Below are 16609 nucleotides of genomic sequence, written 5' to 3' on the forward strand. Positions count from 1 at the left end.
CACGAAAAGTGGTACGGATCAACGCCGGGAGCCGTTCACCCCGTGTGTCCCGTGGTGTCGGTCGGCAGCCAGCGGGCGGCATAGGCCCGCAGTCCCTCCAGTTCGGCACCGCGTGCGACGTAACCGACGTGGCCGTCGGGCCGTACGAGCCCCTGGGCGACGCCCGGCCAGGGACCGCGGTCGTCGAGGCGGTGCACGGTGATCAGGTCGGCGCGGCCGGCCAGGACCGGGGCGAGCCGCTGGTCCGGCCAGAGGTGCGGCGGGCCGGTCAGGAGCAGGTGCCAGCCGGGGGCGGCGGTCCGGGCCTGGATGCCCCGGGGCAGGTCCGGCAGCCGGTCACCGGCTCGCGGGCCGTGGCGGGGCGGTCGTCCGCCCGTCGTGGAGGCCGGGCTGCGCCGGTAGTGGATGCCCAGTTCGGAGACGGTACGGAAGACCCACCGGCGGGGCGCCCTGGCACGCACCGCCAGGGGGGCGAGGTGCGGGACGAGCCGGGCACGGGCGAAGCGGAGGAGGGGATGAGGGCTGGTGCCGACGGTGAACGCGCGGTCGGTGAACCGTCGTACCTCGCGGCCGACGGGGGCGCGTTCGATGCCGTACGTCTGAAGCAGTTCCTCCGGTGCGGCGCCCCGGCACACGAGGGCGAGCTTCCAGCCCAGGTTGAGGGCGTCCTGGATGCCGGTGTTCATGCCCTGTGCCCCGGCCGGGCTGTGGATGTGGGCGGCGTCGCCGGCCAGGAAGCAGGGCCCGGACCGGTATCGGGCGGCACCGCGGTTGTGGAGCCGGAAGTCGGTCATCCAGACCGGATCCCGCAGCGTCAGCCCCTGAGCCCCGTACCGGTCGGCGATCTGTCGCAGGAGCGGCAGCGTCACCTCGCCGTCGGGGGCGTCGGGCGGCCGGATGGCCAGCATCCGCCAGGGTGCCGGTGAGCCGAGCGGGAAGAAGATCAGCATCCCGGCCCCGGTCATGTACGAGTGCACGGCGCCCGGCTCCAGCCCGTCGACGTCCAGGTCGGCGAGCAGGTACGTCTGCGGATAGGCGTAGCCCTCGAAGTCGATGCCCGCCTGGGCTCGCACGGTGCTGTGGGCGCCGTCGCAGCCGACGACGTAGCGCGCCACCACGTCTTCCTCCGTGCCGTCGCGGCCACGCAGTCGGCAGACGACGTGGGGATCCCGTCGGTCCAGCAGGAGCAGCTCGGTGCCGCGTTCGATCGGGACGCCGCGCGTGGCCAGGTGCTCACCGAGGACGTTCTCCGTCTCGGCCTGCGAGAGGAACAGCAGGAAGGGGTAGGGGGTGTCCGTGAGTCCGATGTCGAAGAGCGGTACCGACACCGTGCGCCGCTTCAGGTGCAGGCGCAGCCGCATCGCGGGGTTGCCGCGGGCCACCAGCCGCTCGGTCACGCCGAAGCCCGCCAGCGCCTCCAAGGTGCGGGGCTGGATGCCGAGTGCCCGGGACTCGCGCACCCGGTCCGGGGAACGGTCGACGAGGCGGAACGTGATCCCGTGGGCGCGCAACTGCGCGGCGAGCGCGAGCCCCGTCGGCCCGGCGCCGACCACCAGGACATCCAGCGGTGCCGTCATGGCTTCACGGTAGAGCTGATCCAGGTGCGCACGGCCTCGGAGGTGGTCCGGGCGTGCTCCTTGAGGAGGGCGCGGTGATCCCCGACGACATCGACGCGGTCGTGCGGCAGTGGCCAGGAGGTCTGCCAGTCGTCGGCGTCGGGTCCGGCCGCCATCTCCGGTGTGGGCCGCGCGGCGCGCACCAGCAGCGTCGGGGTGGTCACCGGTTCCGGAACCCAGTCGAGGAACATCCGCGTGTACGCGCCCATCGCGGCCACCGCTGTGTCCTCGTCCCCCGAGTACCGGCCCGTTCCCAGCAGGGGCGCGACCGTGGCCGGCAGGGCCGACAGCCAGTCCTTGTTCCGGTTCTCGTCGTTGATGAGGTAGGTGTCGAGGAGGACTTGGGCTCGTGGCGGAGCACCGTGTCCCTCCAGGTACCGGGTCACGCAATGGGCGACGGCACCGCCGCTGGACGCGCCGACGACGACGAAGGGCCGGTCTCCGACGTGGCGGAGTACGGTCTCGGCCTGCGTGCGGGCCAGCACCTCCCGGTCGGCCGGTACCGCGTCGCCTTCGCCCAGTCCCGGATGCGGGAGTTCGATGATCTCCGACTCGCCGTCGAAGAAGCGCTGGAATCGCGCGAACTCTCCGCCGGGGAAGTCGAGCGGGGGCTGGAGCCCGGGGAAGAAGACGAGCAGCGGGCCCGTGCTGCCGCTGGTCCGGCGCAGCGGCGGCAGGGCTCGGGCCCGGCTCTCGGAGGCGTCGAACGTCGGCACCGCCCAGGAGGCGCCGAGCAGCATGTGCATCGCCGGTACGACGTGGCCGGCCGCGCAGAGCTTCCGGTAGAGGGCGGCAAGGCTCTGCGTGGGGCGGTCGCGCCGCTCTGCGGCCGTTTCCGCTGCCGTTTCCGCTGCCGTTTCCGCTGCCGTTTCCGTTGCCGTTGCCGTTGCCGTTTCGGGCAGGTCGCCGAGCAGGTCGAGGAGGTGCCGGGTGAGGGACGGCGTCGTGGGGTGCTCGAACACGACGGCGGCGGGCAGCCGGAGCCCGCAGGCGGCGCCCACCAGGTTGCGGACCTGAACCGCCATCAGGGAGTCGAATCCCAGGTCGGTGAAGGCTCTTTCGGAGGGCAGCGCGTCGGCGTCGGGGTAGCCGAGGACATCGGCGATCGTCTGGCGGATGAGCCTGGAAAGGGTTCCCTCCCGTTCGTGGGCGGGCAGGTCGGCCAGCAGTGTGCGCCAGGCGTCGGGCTGCGCCCCGGCCTGGGCGCGTTGCCCGGAGGTGACGGTAGGCCGGCCGGTGGGTATCAGCTCCCGCAGCAGTGGCGGCAGGGGCGTGGGGGCGGACCGCAGGGCGGCTCGGTCCAGGAGGAAGGGTGCCAGTACCGGTTCCCCGTGCCGCAGGGCCGCGTCGAGGAGTGCCAGGCCCTGCTCGGGAGAGAGTGCGGGGAAACCGTCGTCGGCGACCTGGGGCCGTACGCTGCGGCGCAGTTGGGCGGCCATGCCGTCGGTGTGTTCCCACAGGCCCCACGCCAGCGACAGCGCGGGCAGCCCTTGCGCGGCACGGTGGCGGGCCAGGGCGTCCAGGAAGGAGTTCGCGGCGGCGTAGTTGCCTTGACCGGGGCGGCCCACCAGACCCGAGGCCGAGGAGAAGATCACAAATGCCGTGAGGTCCAGGTCCCGGGTCAGCTCGTGCAGGTTCCAGGCCGCGTCGGCCTTCGGCCGGAGCACGGTCGCCAGACGGCCGGGGGTCAGCCTCGCCAGGACACCGTCATCGAGTTCGCCGGCCGCATGGACCACGGCGGACAGCGGTGGCTCGCTGCTGTTGATCACGTCCGCCAGCGCGGCGCGGTCGGCCGCGTCGCAGGCGACGATCCTGACCTCGGCCCCCAACTCCTCCAGGGCGGCGCGCAGTTCCTGTGCGCCGGGCGCCGTCGGGCCCCGGCGCCCGGTGAGCAGCAGGTGCCGTACGCCGTGGGCGCGGACCAGGTGCCGGGCCAGTTCCGCGCCGAGGGCGCCGGTACCACCGGTGATCAGCACGGTGCCCTGCGCGCCGAATCCGCTGCCGCCGGTACCAGGGCCGGTTCTCACCAGCCTGGGCGCCGTTGTCCGGCCGGCCTGGATGGACAGCTGGGGCTCGCCGGTGGCCACGGCCGCGGGAAGCCGTTGGAGGGACTGCGGGTGCCCGTCCACGTCGACGAGGACGACCTGTCCGGGCATCTCCGACTGCGCCGTGCGCACCAGTCCCCAGACGGCGGCCCCGGCCATGTCGGGTACGGCCGCGGTGGCGTTCCGCGTCACGACCAGCAACCGTGCCCCCACAGAGGCGGGGTCGTCCTGCCAGTCCTGCAACGTCTTGAGCACCCTGGCCGTCAGGGCGTGTGTCGCGGACACGGGGTCGGGGTCCGCCGCGGCCCCTACGGCCGTGACCACCACGATGTCGGGGCCGGCCTCGGCGTCGCCAGCCGGGTCGACGAGGGCGGGTAGGTGTGCCGCGAGGTCCAGGTCGTCGGGGCCCAGAGTGGTCCAGCGCTGCCCGCCCTCGACGCTGTCGGGTGTCTCGACGGGCACCCGGCCGGGGCACAGCAGTGCACGCCGAACGACGTCCTCGGCGGGATCCCGCTGGGTGTCGGGGAGTTCTCGGGTGGTCAGGGAGCCGACCGAGGCCACCGGCCTGCCCGTCGGGTCGGTCATCGTCAACGAGACGCGGTCCGCGCCCACTTCGGTCAGCCTCACCCGTAGTGCCGTGGCCCCGTCGGCGTACAGGCGCACTCCGCTCCAGGCGAACGGCAGCCGCACGGGAGCCGGTTCCGAGCGGAAATCGGAGGATGCCGCCAGCAGGGCGGCGTGCACAGCGGCGTCCAGCAGCGCCGGATGGATCGCGAACCGAGCTGCCTGCGCGGCCTGTGCCTCCGGCAGTCGCACGTCGGCGAACAGTTCGGTGCCGCGGCGCCACATCGCCCGGACGCCCTGGAACGCCGGCCCGTAGGCGAAGCCGTCGTCCGCCGCCCTGTCGTAGCCGTCCGTGAGGTCCACTTCGACGGCGTCCGGGGGCGGCCACTCCGTCGGGCCGCTCTCGGAGAAGTCCTGTTCCTGCGCTGCCGGCACGCTCACCAGTGACCCGGTGACATGCCGGGTCCACGCTGTCCCGGAGTCGTCCGCAGCCGATTGCGCATCCCCGGGGCGGGAGTGGATGTCGAACGACCGTCGGCCCACGGCATCGGCTGCGCCGACCACGACCTGTACGCACACAGCCGCGCCCGCGGGCAGCGTGAGCGGTGCCAGGGCGACGAGGTCGTCCACCGCCCCGCACCCCACCTGGTCACCGGCGCGGACCGCCATCTCCACGAATGCCGTCGCGGGCACCAGATGCACGCCGGCGACGACGTGATCCGCGAGCCAGGGCTGGGTTTCGGCGGAGAGCAGCCCGGACAGCACCGTGTCCCCCGTGTCCGGCAAGGTGAATGCCGGGCCCAGCAGCGGATGGCCCTGGGCGCGGGTCACCGCGGTCGCGTGGACCGACGTGCTCGGGGCGTCCAGCCAGTACCTCCGGCGCTGGAAGGCGTACGTCGGCAGGTCCACGCGGCGCGCCCCGCTCCCGGCGAACACGGCGGACCAGTCGATGCCCACCCCGCGCACATGGAGCCGCGCCAAGGCGGACAGCAGGGTCTGAGCCTCGGGCTCGCCCGACCGGGCGCTCGCGGCGAGCACCGGCCGCGGGCGTCCGTCCGCCGGCAGGCAGTCCGCGGTCGCCGCGGTCAGGACAGGGTGCGGCCCCAACTCCATGAAGGCCGCGACATTCGCCTCGTGCAGCCAACGCACGGTGTCCGCGAACCGGACCGGCAGACGCGCGTGCCGCACCCAGTACTCCGCGGAGCACAGGTCCTCGCCCACGCCCGCCGCAACCGCGCTGACGACCGGGATTCGCGGTGGCCGGAACGTCAACCGCTCGGCGACGCGGCGGAACTCGTCGAGCATCGGCTCCATGAGCGGTGAGTGGAAGGCGTGGCTCACCCGCAGCCGCACAACTCGTCGTCCCTGCCCGGCGAACCGGTCGGCCACGGATCGCACGTCCTCGCCCGCCCCGGAGATGACGACGGAGCGCGGCCCGTTCACCGAGGCGATCGCGACCCGTCCCGCGAGCCCGGACTCCGCCAGGAGCGGCGCGACCTCGTCCTCCGCCGCGTGCAGCGCCACCATGCACCCGCCTTCCGGCAGTGCCCGCATCAGGCGGCCCCGGGCGGCGACGAGCTCCGCGGCGTCGGCGAGGTCCAGCACACCGGCGACATGCGCCGCCGCCAGCTCTCCGACCGAGTGTCCCGCGAGGTGGTCCGGCCGCACGCCCCAGGACTCCAGCAGGCGGAACAGGGCCACCTCGTAGGCGAACAGAGCGGTCTGGGTGAAGTCCGTACGGTCGAGCAGAGCGGCATGCGGCGAACCGGCTTGCGCGAACATCACCGTGCGCAACGGGTGTTCCAGATGGCGGTCCAGCGCCCGGCACACGTCGTCGAAGGCGGCGGCGAAGGCCGGGAACGCCGCGCACAGTTCCCTGCCCATGCCCACGCGCTGAGCGCCTTGGCCGGTGAAGAGGAACGCCGTACGGATGCCGGCGTCGTCCGCGACGCCCTGGAAGGTCGTGCCGCTGTGCTCGCCGCGGGCGAGGGCTCGCAGCCCCGCCAGTACGCCGTCGAGGTCACCGGCCGGCACCGCTGCCCGGTGCGTCAGCGCGGTCCTCGACACGGCCAGTGAGAAGCCGACGTCGGTCGGCGGCACGTCGGGCCGGGCCGTCACCCAGGCGGCCAGCCGATGCGCCTGGGCGCGCAGTGCGGCCTCGTCGGCTCCGGAGAGCAGCCAGGGCACCGCGGGCACGGCAGACGGCTCGGCCTCGGGCCGGGTGTGCTCGGCGTCGGGCCGGGTGTGCTCGGCGGTCGGCTCCGGGGCCTGCTCGATGATGACGTGCGCGTTGGTCCCGCCGATGCCGAACGCGGAGACACCGGCCCTGCGCGGGCGTCCGGTCTCCGGCCACGGGCGGGCGGACGTCAGCAGCTCCACTCGGCCCGAGGACCAGTCCACGTGCGGCGACGGCGCCTCGACGTGCAGGGTGCGCGGCAGGACGCCGTGCCGCATGGCCATCACCATCTTGATGACGCCGGCGACACCCGCGGCCGCCTGTGTGTGACCGAGGTTGGACTTGACCGACCCGAGCCACAGCGGCGGTTGATCCGGAGAGCGTCCCTGCCCGTAGGTGGCCAGCAGCGCTTGCGCCTCGATCGGGTCACCGAGTGTGGTGCCGGTGCCGTGCGCCTCGACCACGTCCACGTCGCTCGGCCGCAGTCCTGTGGTGTCCAGCGCCTGCTCGATCAGCCGCTGTTGGGCCGGGCCGCTGGGCGCGGTGAGGCCGTTGGAGGCGCCGTCGGAGTTGACGGCGCACCCGCGCAGCACCGCCAGGACGGGATGGCCGTTGCGCCGGGCGTCGGAGAGCCGCTCCAGGAGCACCATGCCGGCTCCCTCGCTCCATCCGGTGCCGTCCGCCGAAGAGGAGAACGACTTGCACCGGCCGTCGGGGGACAGACCTCGTTGCCGGCTGAACATCACGAAGGACTGCGCAGTCGCCATGACGGTGACGCCTCCGGCCAGGGCGAGCGAGCAGGTGCCCGAGCGCAGCGCTTCGACGGCCGAGTGCATCGAGACCAGCGAGGACGAGCACGCGGTGTCGACCGTGACGGCGGGCCCGCGCAGTCCGAACGTGTAGGAGATCCGGCCGGAGGCCACACTGCCGGCCGAGCCGATGCCCAGGTGGGCTTCCAGCTCGTGAGGGCCGTTGAACCGGCCGGCGTAGTCGTTGAACATCACGCCGACGAACACGCCCGTGTCGGTCCCGCGCAGCGACAGGGGGTCGATTCCGGCGCGTTCCAGTGCCTCCCAGGAGGTCTCCAGCAGCAACCGGTGCTGGGGGTCGGTGGCCAGGGCCTCGCGCGGCGAGATCCCGAACAGGCTCGTGTCGAACTCGGCGGCGCCGTGCAGGAAGCCGCCGTGGCGGGTGTAGGAGGTGCCGAGGCGGTCCGGATCGGGGTCGTGGAGGGCTTCCAGGTCCCATCCCCGGTCGACCGGGAAGCCGGAGATCGCGTCGCCTTCCCGCGACACCAGCTGCCAGAGATCCTCCGGCGACTGGACGTCGCCGGGGTAGCGGCAGCTCATCGCGACGATCGCCACCGGATCGTCGGCCGGGTCGCTCCCCGCACGCCGGTCGGCCGGGTCGGCGCGGAGGTGCGGTTGCTGTGGTTCCGGTGCGGTGAGCGTGGTCCACAAGTGCCGGGAGACCGCGGCGGGCGTGGGGTGGTCGAAGACCAGCGTGGCCGGAAGGCGCAGTCCGGTCAGCTCGCCCAGCCGCTCGACCAGCCTGGCAGCGCCCAGGGAGGTGAGCCCCAAGTCGGTGAACGCACGGTCGGCGTCCGGCCGTTCACCGGGTTCCGCCCCGCACAGTGCGGCCGTCTCGCTCAGGACCCTCTCCCGCAGGGCGTCCGGCGAGGCGGGCGGCTCGACCGCGGTCGGGGCGTCGAGGTCCGCACCGGACGGTGCGTCCGGTCGCGCCACGTCGAGGACGACGGCCGTACGGGCGACCTTGCCGGATGCGGTACGGGGCACAGCCGCGATCCGCTGAATCGCCACCGGGACCTTGTGCTCGGCGAGCAGGGCCCGGCAGTGGGCCAGCACCTGATCCATGTCGAGGTCTTGCGGACCGGGCACCACGCCGGCGACCGGAACCTCACCCAGGACAGGGTGCGCGGCGCCCGTCACGACGGCGTCGGCCACGCCCGGACAGCTCAGCAGCACGTCCTCGATCTCCGCGGGATGGATGTTCTCGCCACCCCGGATGATCACCTCGCTGACCCGGCCGGTGAGCGTGAGGCTTCGGTGTTCCGTCCAGCGGCCCATGTCGCCGGTGCGGTACCAGCCCTCCCTCATGGCCGCGGCCGTGGCCTCGGGCTGGTTGTGGTAGCCCGTCATGATCCCGGGGCTGCGGACCCACACTTCCCCTTCGCCGTCCGCCGGGGCGGGCTCGCCGGACTCCGGGTCGACCAGCCGTACGTCGAGTCCCGGCACGGGCTGTCCGCAGGAGCCTTCGGCATGCGTCCCGTTCAGCCGGTTCACGGCGATCGCGCCGCACGTCTCGGTGCTGCCGTAGTAGTCGAGGAGCGGCGCTCCCAGCAGGCGTTCGACCGACTGCCGCAACCGCACGGAACTCGGGGCACCGGCCACGACGGCCAACCGCAGCCCCGATCGCGGCGGTCCCTGGTCCTCGAAGTCCGCGGCGGCCGACGCCAGTTGGCGGTAGGTCGTGGGCACTCCCGCCAGCACGGTGAACGGCCCGCCGGCGTGTTCGCTCGAAGCGCGCACCGTACGCAGCAGTTCTCCGGGCGCGAGCAGCTCACCGGTGATGTGCGTGCTCGCGCCGACGGCGACGGTTCCCAGGATCGCGAGCGAGTGCCCGAAGCTGTGGAACAGCGGAAGCGGCCACAGCAGCCTGTCCTCGGCGGAGAACCCGAGGAGCGGGACGTAGCAGGCGGCGACCGACCACAACGCGCCGCGCTGCGTGGACATCACCCCTTTGGGTCGGCCCGTGGTGCCGGAGGTGTAGAGCAGCCACGCCGTCTCGTCGAGTGCGAGATCGTCCCGAGGGGGTTCGGCGCTGTCCGTGTCGGCCACGTCGCCGAACAGCACCGTCGAGGCAGGGGCGTTGGCGGGGACCGGGCCTTCGCCGGTCAGCAGCACGTGGGACGGTCGGCACTCGGGCGGCAGCCGCTTGACGCGCGCCAGGCGTGCGGGGTCGGTGATGACGACCGACGCCCCGCTGTCCGCGATGAAATGAGCGAGTTCCGCATCGGAGGTACGCGGGTTCAGCGGGACGCCGACCGCGCTCGCCCGGAGAACGGCCAGACAACTCTCCACCGTGTCCACGGACGTACCGACGCAGAAGGCCACCCGGTCGCCCCGGCCGACGCCCACCCGGGCGAGATGCGCCGCCAGTCTGGCGGTGCGCCGCTCCAGGTCGGCGTAGGAGACGCGGCGCGCGGAGTCGGAGAACACCGTGTGGTCCGGTGTGCGGCCGGCATGCGCTTGAAGCAGCTCGTACAGCGGCAGAACTTTTTCCTTGCTCAGCATGTTCCAACCCCCATGTTCCAACCCCCATGATCCAACCGCTGTGGGACTTGAGTTCCGGCGTCGCTCCGTCAGCCGAGTCGTCGGGCGAACGTGTCGTAGGCCCGGTCGTCGAAGAGGACGAAGCGCACCTCTTCGACCACTGTCCGCGCGTCCCGCACCGCCTCCACCGCGATGCGCGCCGCATCCTCCATCGGCCACCGGTACACACCGGTGGAGATCGCCGGGAACGCGACCGTCCGCGCACCCAGCTCCTCGGCCACCCGCAGGGACTCCCGGTAGCAGGAGGCCAGCAGGTCCGAGCGGTCCTCGGTGGACGACCAGACCGGGCCCACCGTATGGATCACGTACCGCGCGTCCAGCTCCCCCGCCGTCGTGGCGACCGCCTCTCCCGTGGGCAGACCCTTGCCGTAGCGGGAGGCGCGCAGCTTGCGGCACTCGTCGAGGATCGCGGGGCCGCCCCGGCGGTGGATCGCGCCGTCGACTCCTCCCCCGCCGAGGAGGGAGGAGTTCGCGGCGTTGACGATCGCGTCGGCGGTCTCCCGCGTGATGTCGCCCTGGACGAGCCTGATGGTGGTCATGACCGCCTCTATAGCAGCCCTGCCACCGATGACCGGCTATTTCCAGGCGACCGGCAGCGAGCGCACTCCGTGGACCGTGCTGGTCGACAGGGCCAGCGAATCGAGCGGGGCCGTCATGCGCAGGGACGGGAGCCTGCGGAACAGGGTGGACAGGCCCAGGCGGAGTTCGGTGCGGGCCAGCGACTGGCCGAGGCACTGGTGCAGGCCGTGCCCGAAGGCGAGGTGGCCGGCGGCGTCGCGGCGGACGTCGAGGGCGTCGGGGTCGGCGTACACGGCCGGGTCGCGGTTGGCGGCCTGCAACGCCACCACCACGCCCTCCCCCGCTCGGATGCGGACGCCGGACAGCTCGACGTCCTCCGTGGCGATCCGCCGTATGCCGGAGTGGATGACGGTCAGATGGCGCAGGAGTTCCTCCACCGCCCCCGGCCACAGGGAGTCGTCGGCGCGCAGCGCGGCCAGTTGGGCCGGGCTCTGGAGCAGGGCGATCACGGCGAGGGGGAACATGTTCGCCGTGGTCTCGTGGCCCGCCAGGAGGAGCAGGGAGACCATGCCCGTGGCTTCGTCGAGCGTGGCCTCGCCGGTCGCGACGCGCTCGGCGGCCAGGCGGGAGACGAGGTCGTCGGCGGGGTCGTGCGTGCGGCGCTCGATCAGGGCGCGCAGATAGCCGTAGAGCGCCATGCGGGCCGCCATCGCCTCGGCCGGGTCGCCGGCGACGCTGGTGAGGGCGTTGGACTTCTCGCGGAAGAAACCGTGGTCCTCGTAGGGGACGCCGAGCAGTTCGCAGATGGCGAGGGTGGGGAGGGGCAGCGCGTACGACGCCACCAGGTCCGCCTGCGTCGCGTCGCCGTCCGTCATCGCGTCCAGCAGGTCGTCGCAGATCCGCTGGACGGCGCCCTCCAGCTGCTCGATGCGCCGGAAGGTGAAGTCGGGGATCAGCATGCGGCGCAGCCGGGTGTGGTCCGGCGGGTCCATCTGGTGGAAGAGACCGGGGGCTTGGGGTGGGGCTCCGGGGCGGGTGTGGGGGAAGGCGGGGTGGTTGGCGTCGGCGCTGAAGCGCGGGTCGGCCAGGACCGTGCGGGCGTCCTCGTGCCGGGTGATCAGCCAGGGGCTGTTGTCGCCCCAGATCGTCACCCGGCGGATCGGTTCCTCGGACTGCCACTTGGCGTACTCGGGGGCCGGGTCGAGCAGGGGGCGGATCGTGGGGAGGGGCGGGTGGGTCGTCACTTCTGCGTGCCTTCCGTCGCATCGGGCGTCTCGTGCAGGCCGGCGAGGCCCAGCAGCAGGGACTTGACCTCGGTGGCCGCGTAGGCTTCCCGGGCCCGCTCCGGCTGCGAACACAGCAGTACGGGGCCGTGGTCGGGGTCGGCGGGCAGGCGGCCGTGGCTGCCGCGGACGCCGGACGGGTCCAGGGGGACGGTCTTGAGGCGGTAGCGGAAGCCGAGCTTCTTGCGGGCGACCTGGCCGACGGCGCGCAGCTTCACCGCGGGGACGGTCTCGTCGTAGAGGAGCTCGGCGGGGTCGTAGCCGGGCTTGCGGTGGATCTCGACCTGGCGGGCGAAGTCGGGGGCGCGGTCGTCGTCCAGCCAGTAGTAGTACGTGAACCAGGCGTCGGGGTCGGCGAGTGCGACGAGTTCGCCGGAGCGCTCGTGGTCCAGGCCGTGGGCGGACTTGCCGTCGGCGTCCAGCACCTGCTCCACGCCGTCGAGTTCGGCGACGAGCTTCGCGACCGCCTCGACGTCGGCCGGGTCGCGGACGTAGATGTGGGCGACCTGGTGATCGGCGACCGCGAAGGCGCGCGAGGTCCACGGGTCCAGGTACTCCATGCCGTCCTGCGTGTACACCTCCAGCAGCCCTGCCCGGCGCAGGGCGCGGTTGATGTCGACCGGGCGGGAGACCGGCGTGATGCCGTACTCGCTGAGCGCGACGACGGTGGCGCCCTCGCGCAGGAAGTGGTCGATCAACGGGCGTAGCGCATCGTCGAGTTGGCGGGCGGCGCGGATGGTTTCCGGCGAATCCGGGCCGGAGCGCTGGGGCTCGTAGTCCATCTGCGGGATGTAGACGAGGGTGAGGTCGGGGCGGTGTTCGTCGAAGACCTGGCGGGCGGCGGCCAGGATCCACTGGGTGGAGGGCATGCCCGCGTTCGGGCCCCAGTAGGTGAACAGGGGGAACGGGCCCAGCCGGTCGGTGAGTTCGTCGTGCAGGGACGGCGGCCAGGTGTAGCAGTCGGGTTCCCCGCGGCCGTCGGAGTAGTAGACGGGGCGCGGAGTGACCGTCCAGTCGACGCCGACGCCCATCGCGTACCACCAGCAGATGTTGGCGACCTTGTAGTCGGGGTTGGTCTTTCTGGCCGTCTCCCAGATCTTCTCGCCGCCGACGAGCGCGTTGTGCTGGCGCCACAGCATGACTTCGCCGAGGTCGCGGAAGTACCAGCCGTTCGCCACCGCGCCGTGCGTGGACGGGGGTTCGCCGGTGAGGAGGGTGGACTGGACGGTGCAGGTGACGGCGGGCAGCACGGTGTCGAGCCGGGCCTGGAAGCCGCGTTCGCCGAGGGCGGCGACGGCCGGCATGTGCTTCAGGAGGTTCGGGGTGAGGCCGACGATGTCGAGGACGACAACGCGGTTCACTGGGTGGTCGGTCGTCATGACGGGTCCTCCTTGAGGCCGAGGCCGGTCAACCGGTCGCGGGCCCAGGCGAGTTCGGCGGCGATGCCGCCGGGCAGGTCGGCGGGCGGTTCGGGGAGGACGGACCAGGTGTAGGTCTCGACCTCGATGTGGTCACAGGCGGCCGAGGGCCCGCCCAGCAGCCCGGCGAGGACCGGGTCGAGCTGGTCGGCGGTGGTGCGGAGCGGGGCTTCGGGCTCGGTGTGCAGCGGGGCGTGGAAGTGGACGCGCCAGGGGCCGCCGTCGGCGGGAAGGGCGCCGTCGAGGGCGTCCGGGAGGTCGTCGACGCCGAGGACGTCGCCGTCGGTCGCCGTCCGGGTCTGGTGCAGGAACCGGGGTTCGGCGAGCCGGTGCAGGGCGGCGCGGGCGGCGGGGTCGGCCGGGTTCGGGGCCTCCACGGCGCAGGACGCCTGGAGCTTGACGACGGGCAGCCCGGCTTCCGTGAGCCGCCGCAGCGCCTCGGCCGGTTCCTCGAACTGCACGGCGAGATGGCAGGCGTCGAGGCAGATGCCCAGCCGGTCGGGGTCCAGTCCGCCCAGTTCCCGTACCGCCTGCGTGGTGGTCTCGACGACGCACCCGGGCTCCGGTTCGAAGCCGACGCGGATACGACGGCCCGTCCACGCCTCCAGCGCGGCGAGCCCGGTGGCCAGCCGGTCCAGGGCGTGTCGGGCCTCCTCGGCACAGACGGGCGTCCACGGGGTGCGCCAGGCGAGCGGGAGGGTGGAGACGCTGCCGTGGCCGACGTCGTCCGGGAGGAGGGCGGCGAGGACGCGGGCGCAGTCCAGGGTGTACTTCAGCCGGGCCTCGTCGGCCCAGTCGGGTTCGTACACGTCCTTCTTGACGACCTCGCGGTGGAAGCCGGCGTACGGGAAGGCGTTGAGGGTGACGGTCTCCAGCCCGCGCGCCCGCAGTTCGGTCTTCAGACGCGTCAACCTGCCTTCGTCATCGGCGAGTTCGGTGACGACCGGGCGCGCCAGCCACAGCCCGATGCCGAGCCGTTCGGTCCCGAGCCGTTCGCGCACGGGCTCGGCGTACTCGGCGAGCTGGGCGATCACGCCCTGGAGATCCTCCGCCTGGTGGACGTTGCTGCAGTAGCCGAGGTGGACGGTCGTACCGTCCGGATGCAGAAACCGCATGGACCGCTCACGCTCCCCCGCGACGTATGGAGTTGCCCCGGAAGGTGGCCTCCTCGTCCGGCTTGGGCTCCTCCAGCTCCAGCCGCCCGCTCTGACCGTAGAAGGCGACGGGGTTGCGCCACAGCACCTCGTCCACGGCGTCGTCGTCGAACCCGGCGGCGAGCATCGCGTCAGCCGTCTTACGGGTCTTGAGCGGATCGGAACGTCCCTAGTCGGCAGCCGAGTTGACGAGCACCCGCTCCGTCCCGTGCTCCTTGAGGATCTCCACCATCCGGTCCTCGCTCATCTTGGTCTTCGGGTAGATCGAGAACCCGGCCCAGCAGCCGCTGTCCAGGACCATGCCGACGGTGAGCTCGTTGAGGTGGTCGAGGACGACGAGTTCGGGGGCGATGCCCGACTCCCGTACGACGTCCAGGGTGCGCCGGGTACCGGCCGCCTTGTCGCGGTGCGGGGTGTGCACGAGGGCGGGCAGTTCGTGCTCGATGGCCAGCTGGAGCTGGCGCGCGAGCGCCTCGTCCTCCTCCGGCGTCATCGAGTCGTAGCCGATCTCCCCGACGGCGACGACCCGGTCCTTGGCGAGATAGCGGTCCAGTTCGTCGAGGACCGGGAGGCAACGGGGGTCGTTGGCCTCCTTCGGGTTGAGCGCGATCGTGCAGAAGTGCTGGATGCCGAACTGGGCGGCCCGGTACGGCTCCCAGCCCAGCAGCCCGTCGAAGTAGTCGTAGAAGCTCTCCGGCGAGGTACGAGGCTGGCCCAGCCAGAAGGCGGGCTCGACGACGGCGCGCACCCCGGCCGCGTACATCGCCTCGTAGTCGTCGGTCGTCCGGGAGGTCATATGGATATGGGGGTCGAAGATGCGCACAGTCAGCCCTCTTCCTTGAGTACGTCCGTGAGTGGGTCCGTTGATCGGCCTGTTGGTGCGTGCTCGAGTTCTGCGCCGGCGACGTCCGGGAAGGCACGGACGACGGGCAGGATGTCCTGGGGTACGTCCCGTCCCGCCACGATCCGCTCGCTGGCGAAGTCGGCGAGCATACGGGCCAGTTCGCGGTCGGCGCGAGCGTCGAGGCCGGTGACGCGGTCCAGCGGGATCTCGTAGAAGACGCACTTCAGTACGGCCTGGCGGTGCTCGGCGTCCGGGAGGTGCGCGGCGGCGTACGGGCCGAGGGCGGCCTCGATCAGGGTGGTGTCGTTGCCGCGCAGGCTCTCCCGCACCAGGGGCAGGGCGAGGTCGTCCAGGTCGAGCAGCGGCAGGGTGCGCAGGACGGCGCGCTGTTCCGCGGGGTCGCCGTGGCGGTGGAGGCGGGTGACCTCGTCGGCGAGGGCCTGGCCGCGCAGGGGCAGTGCGGTGAGCAGGACGGCCCGGGCGGCCTCGTCGACGGCCCAGTACCCGTCGAGGCGCCCATGTCCGCAACGCCTACGGGCGGCGGGGAAGAGCCGTCGTACGGCGGCGGGATCGGCGGCGATCTTGGCGACGCTCGCGTCCAGCCAGGTACTGGCTGTGCCGTCCAGTACGGCGATCAGGGCGCGGTGGGGATCGGGCGGAGCCGAGGGCGAGGCGGTCGTGACAGCCATGGAGGTACAACTTCGCAGGGGTGGGAGGAGTTGAGCCGAGCCAGCAGGAGGGCCGGGCGGTGTCTACTGGCCCGCCGCGGTCTTCACGGCCGCGCGCAGGAACTCGATCGAGCGGCGGGCGACGTCGGGCGCGTCGAGCGAGCCGCCCTGGATCTCGACGGAGACCAGGCCGCGATGCCCGAGGTCACGCAAGGCGGCCAGAACGGGCGGGAAGTCGATCTCGCCCGCGCCGAATTCGAGGTGCTGGTGGATGCCGCGCCGCATGTCCTCGATCTGCACGTTGCGCAGGAGCGGTGCCGCCCGGCGCACGCAGTCGAGCACGGGGCGTTCCTCCACGCAGTGCGCGTGGCCGACGTCCAGGGTGATCGCGAACAGCTCGTGCCCGTCGACCAGTTGGGCGAGGTGCAGGCACCGGTCCACGGTGTCGACGAACATGTACGGCTCCGGCTCGAAGGCCAGCGCCACCCCGTACGTCTCCGCCGTCTCCAGCACGGCCTCCACACCGGCCGCGAGCCGCTTCCACGCGTCCCGCTCCGGCAGCCCGTCAGGCGCCGGGCCGCTGCACAGATGGACGGTGGGCGAGCCGAGGTCGGCCGCGATACGCAGGGCGCGGCGCAGCAGGTCGACCCTGCGCTCGGAACCGTCCGACATCAGCGTGGGCAGGTGCTTGCCCCACGGGTCGAGGAAGTACGGCGCACCGGTCTCCACCGTCACGTCCAGGCCGTGCCGCGCGAGTTGCCGGGCGAGGGCGGCGACACGCCGGGGCAGATCGTCGGCGTACGGGTCGAGGTGGCCGTGGTCGAGGGTGAGGGCGACACCGTCGTAGCCGAGGTCGGCGAGAACGGCCAGGACGTCGGTCAGCCGGTGGTGGGTGAAGCCGTTGGTGCCGTAGCCGAATCTGAGATCGGTGGGGGGAGGTCTCATGGTGCCGGTTCCTCGCACGGAGGG

8 protein-coding genes and 1 pseudogene are annotated in these 16609 nt (G+C 72.6%); all 9 read right to left on the reverse strand.

Annotation, left to right across the window (positions count from 1 at the left end):
* Positions 1-35 precede the first annotated feature (35 nt).
* Positions 36-1577, reverse strand: coding sequence for an FAD-dependent monooxygenase (locus QQM39_RS06105; protein ID WP_301995599.1), 1542 nt, complete (start codon positions 1575-1577; stop codon positions 36-38).
* A complete protein-coding gene (locus tag QQM39_RS06110) occupies positions 1574-9715 on the reverse strand; it encodes a type I polyketide synthase (protein ID WP_301995600.1) in 8142 nt (2713 codons plus the stop codon). The genes QQM39_RS06105 and QQM39_RS06110 overlap by 4 nt, the downstream gene beginning before the upstream one ends.
* A gap of 68 nt (positions 9716-9783) precedes the next feature.
* Positions 9784-10293 (reverse strand): O-acetyl-ADP-ribose deacetylase, encoded by a 510-nt coding sequence (locus QQM39_RS06115; protein ID WP_301995601.1) that lies wholly within the window; start codon positions 10291-10293, stop codon positions 9784-9786.
* Positions 10294-10329: 36 nt separating this feature from the next.
* Complete coding sequence (locus QQM39_RS06120; protein WP_301995602.1) at positions 10330-11517, reverse strand: cytochrome P450; 1188 nt, start codon at positions 11515-11517, stop codon at positions 10330-10332.
* Positions 11514-12935, reverse strand: a complete 1422-nt coding sequence (locus QQM39_RS06125) for an alkaline phosphatase family protein (RefSeq protein WP_301995603.1) — start codon at positions 12933-12935, stop codon at positions 11514-11516. Before QQM39_RS06125 ends, QQM39_RS06120 begins: the two co-directional genes overlap by 4 nt.
* Entirely contained in the window at positions 12932-14089 is a 1158-nt protein-coding gene (eboE, locus tag QQM39_RS06130; protein ID WP_301995604.1) for a metabolite traffic protein EboE, read from the reverse strand. The genes QQM39_RS06125 and eboE overlap by 4 nt, the downstream gene beginning before the upstream one ends.
* A gap of 7 nt (positions 14090-14096) precedes the next feature.
* Positions 14097-14951 (reverse strand): annotated as a pseudogene (locus QQM39_RS06135) (TatD family hydrolase).
* Positions 14952-14953: 2 nt separating this feature from the next.
* Positions 14954-15661 (reverse strand): EboA domain-containing protein, encoded by a 708-nt coding sequence (locus QQM39_RS06140; protein ID WP_301995605.1) that lies wholly within the window; start codon positions 15659-15661, stop codon positions 14954-14956.
* Positions 15662-15724: 63 nt separating this feature from the next.
* Positions 15725-16585 carry a sugar phosphate isomerase/epimerase gene (locus QQM39_RS06145; RefSeq protein WP_301995606.1) on the reverse strand — a complete coding sequence of 287 codons (861 nt, stop codon included), beginning with the start codon at positions 16583-16585 and terminating at the stop codon, positions 15725-15727.
* Positions 16586-16609: the final 24 nt, after the last annotated feature.

It is taken from the genome of Streptomyces sp. DT2A-34 (assembly GCF_030499515.1).
Taxonomy (GTDB): domain Bacteria; phylum Actinomycetota; class Actinomycetes; order Streptomycetales; family Streptomycetaceae; genus Streptomyces.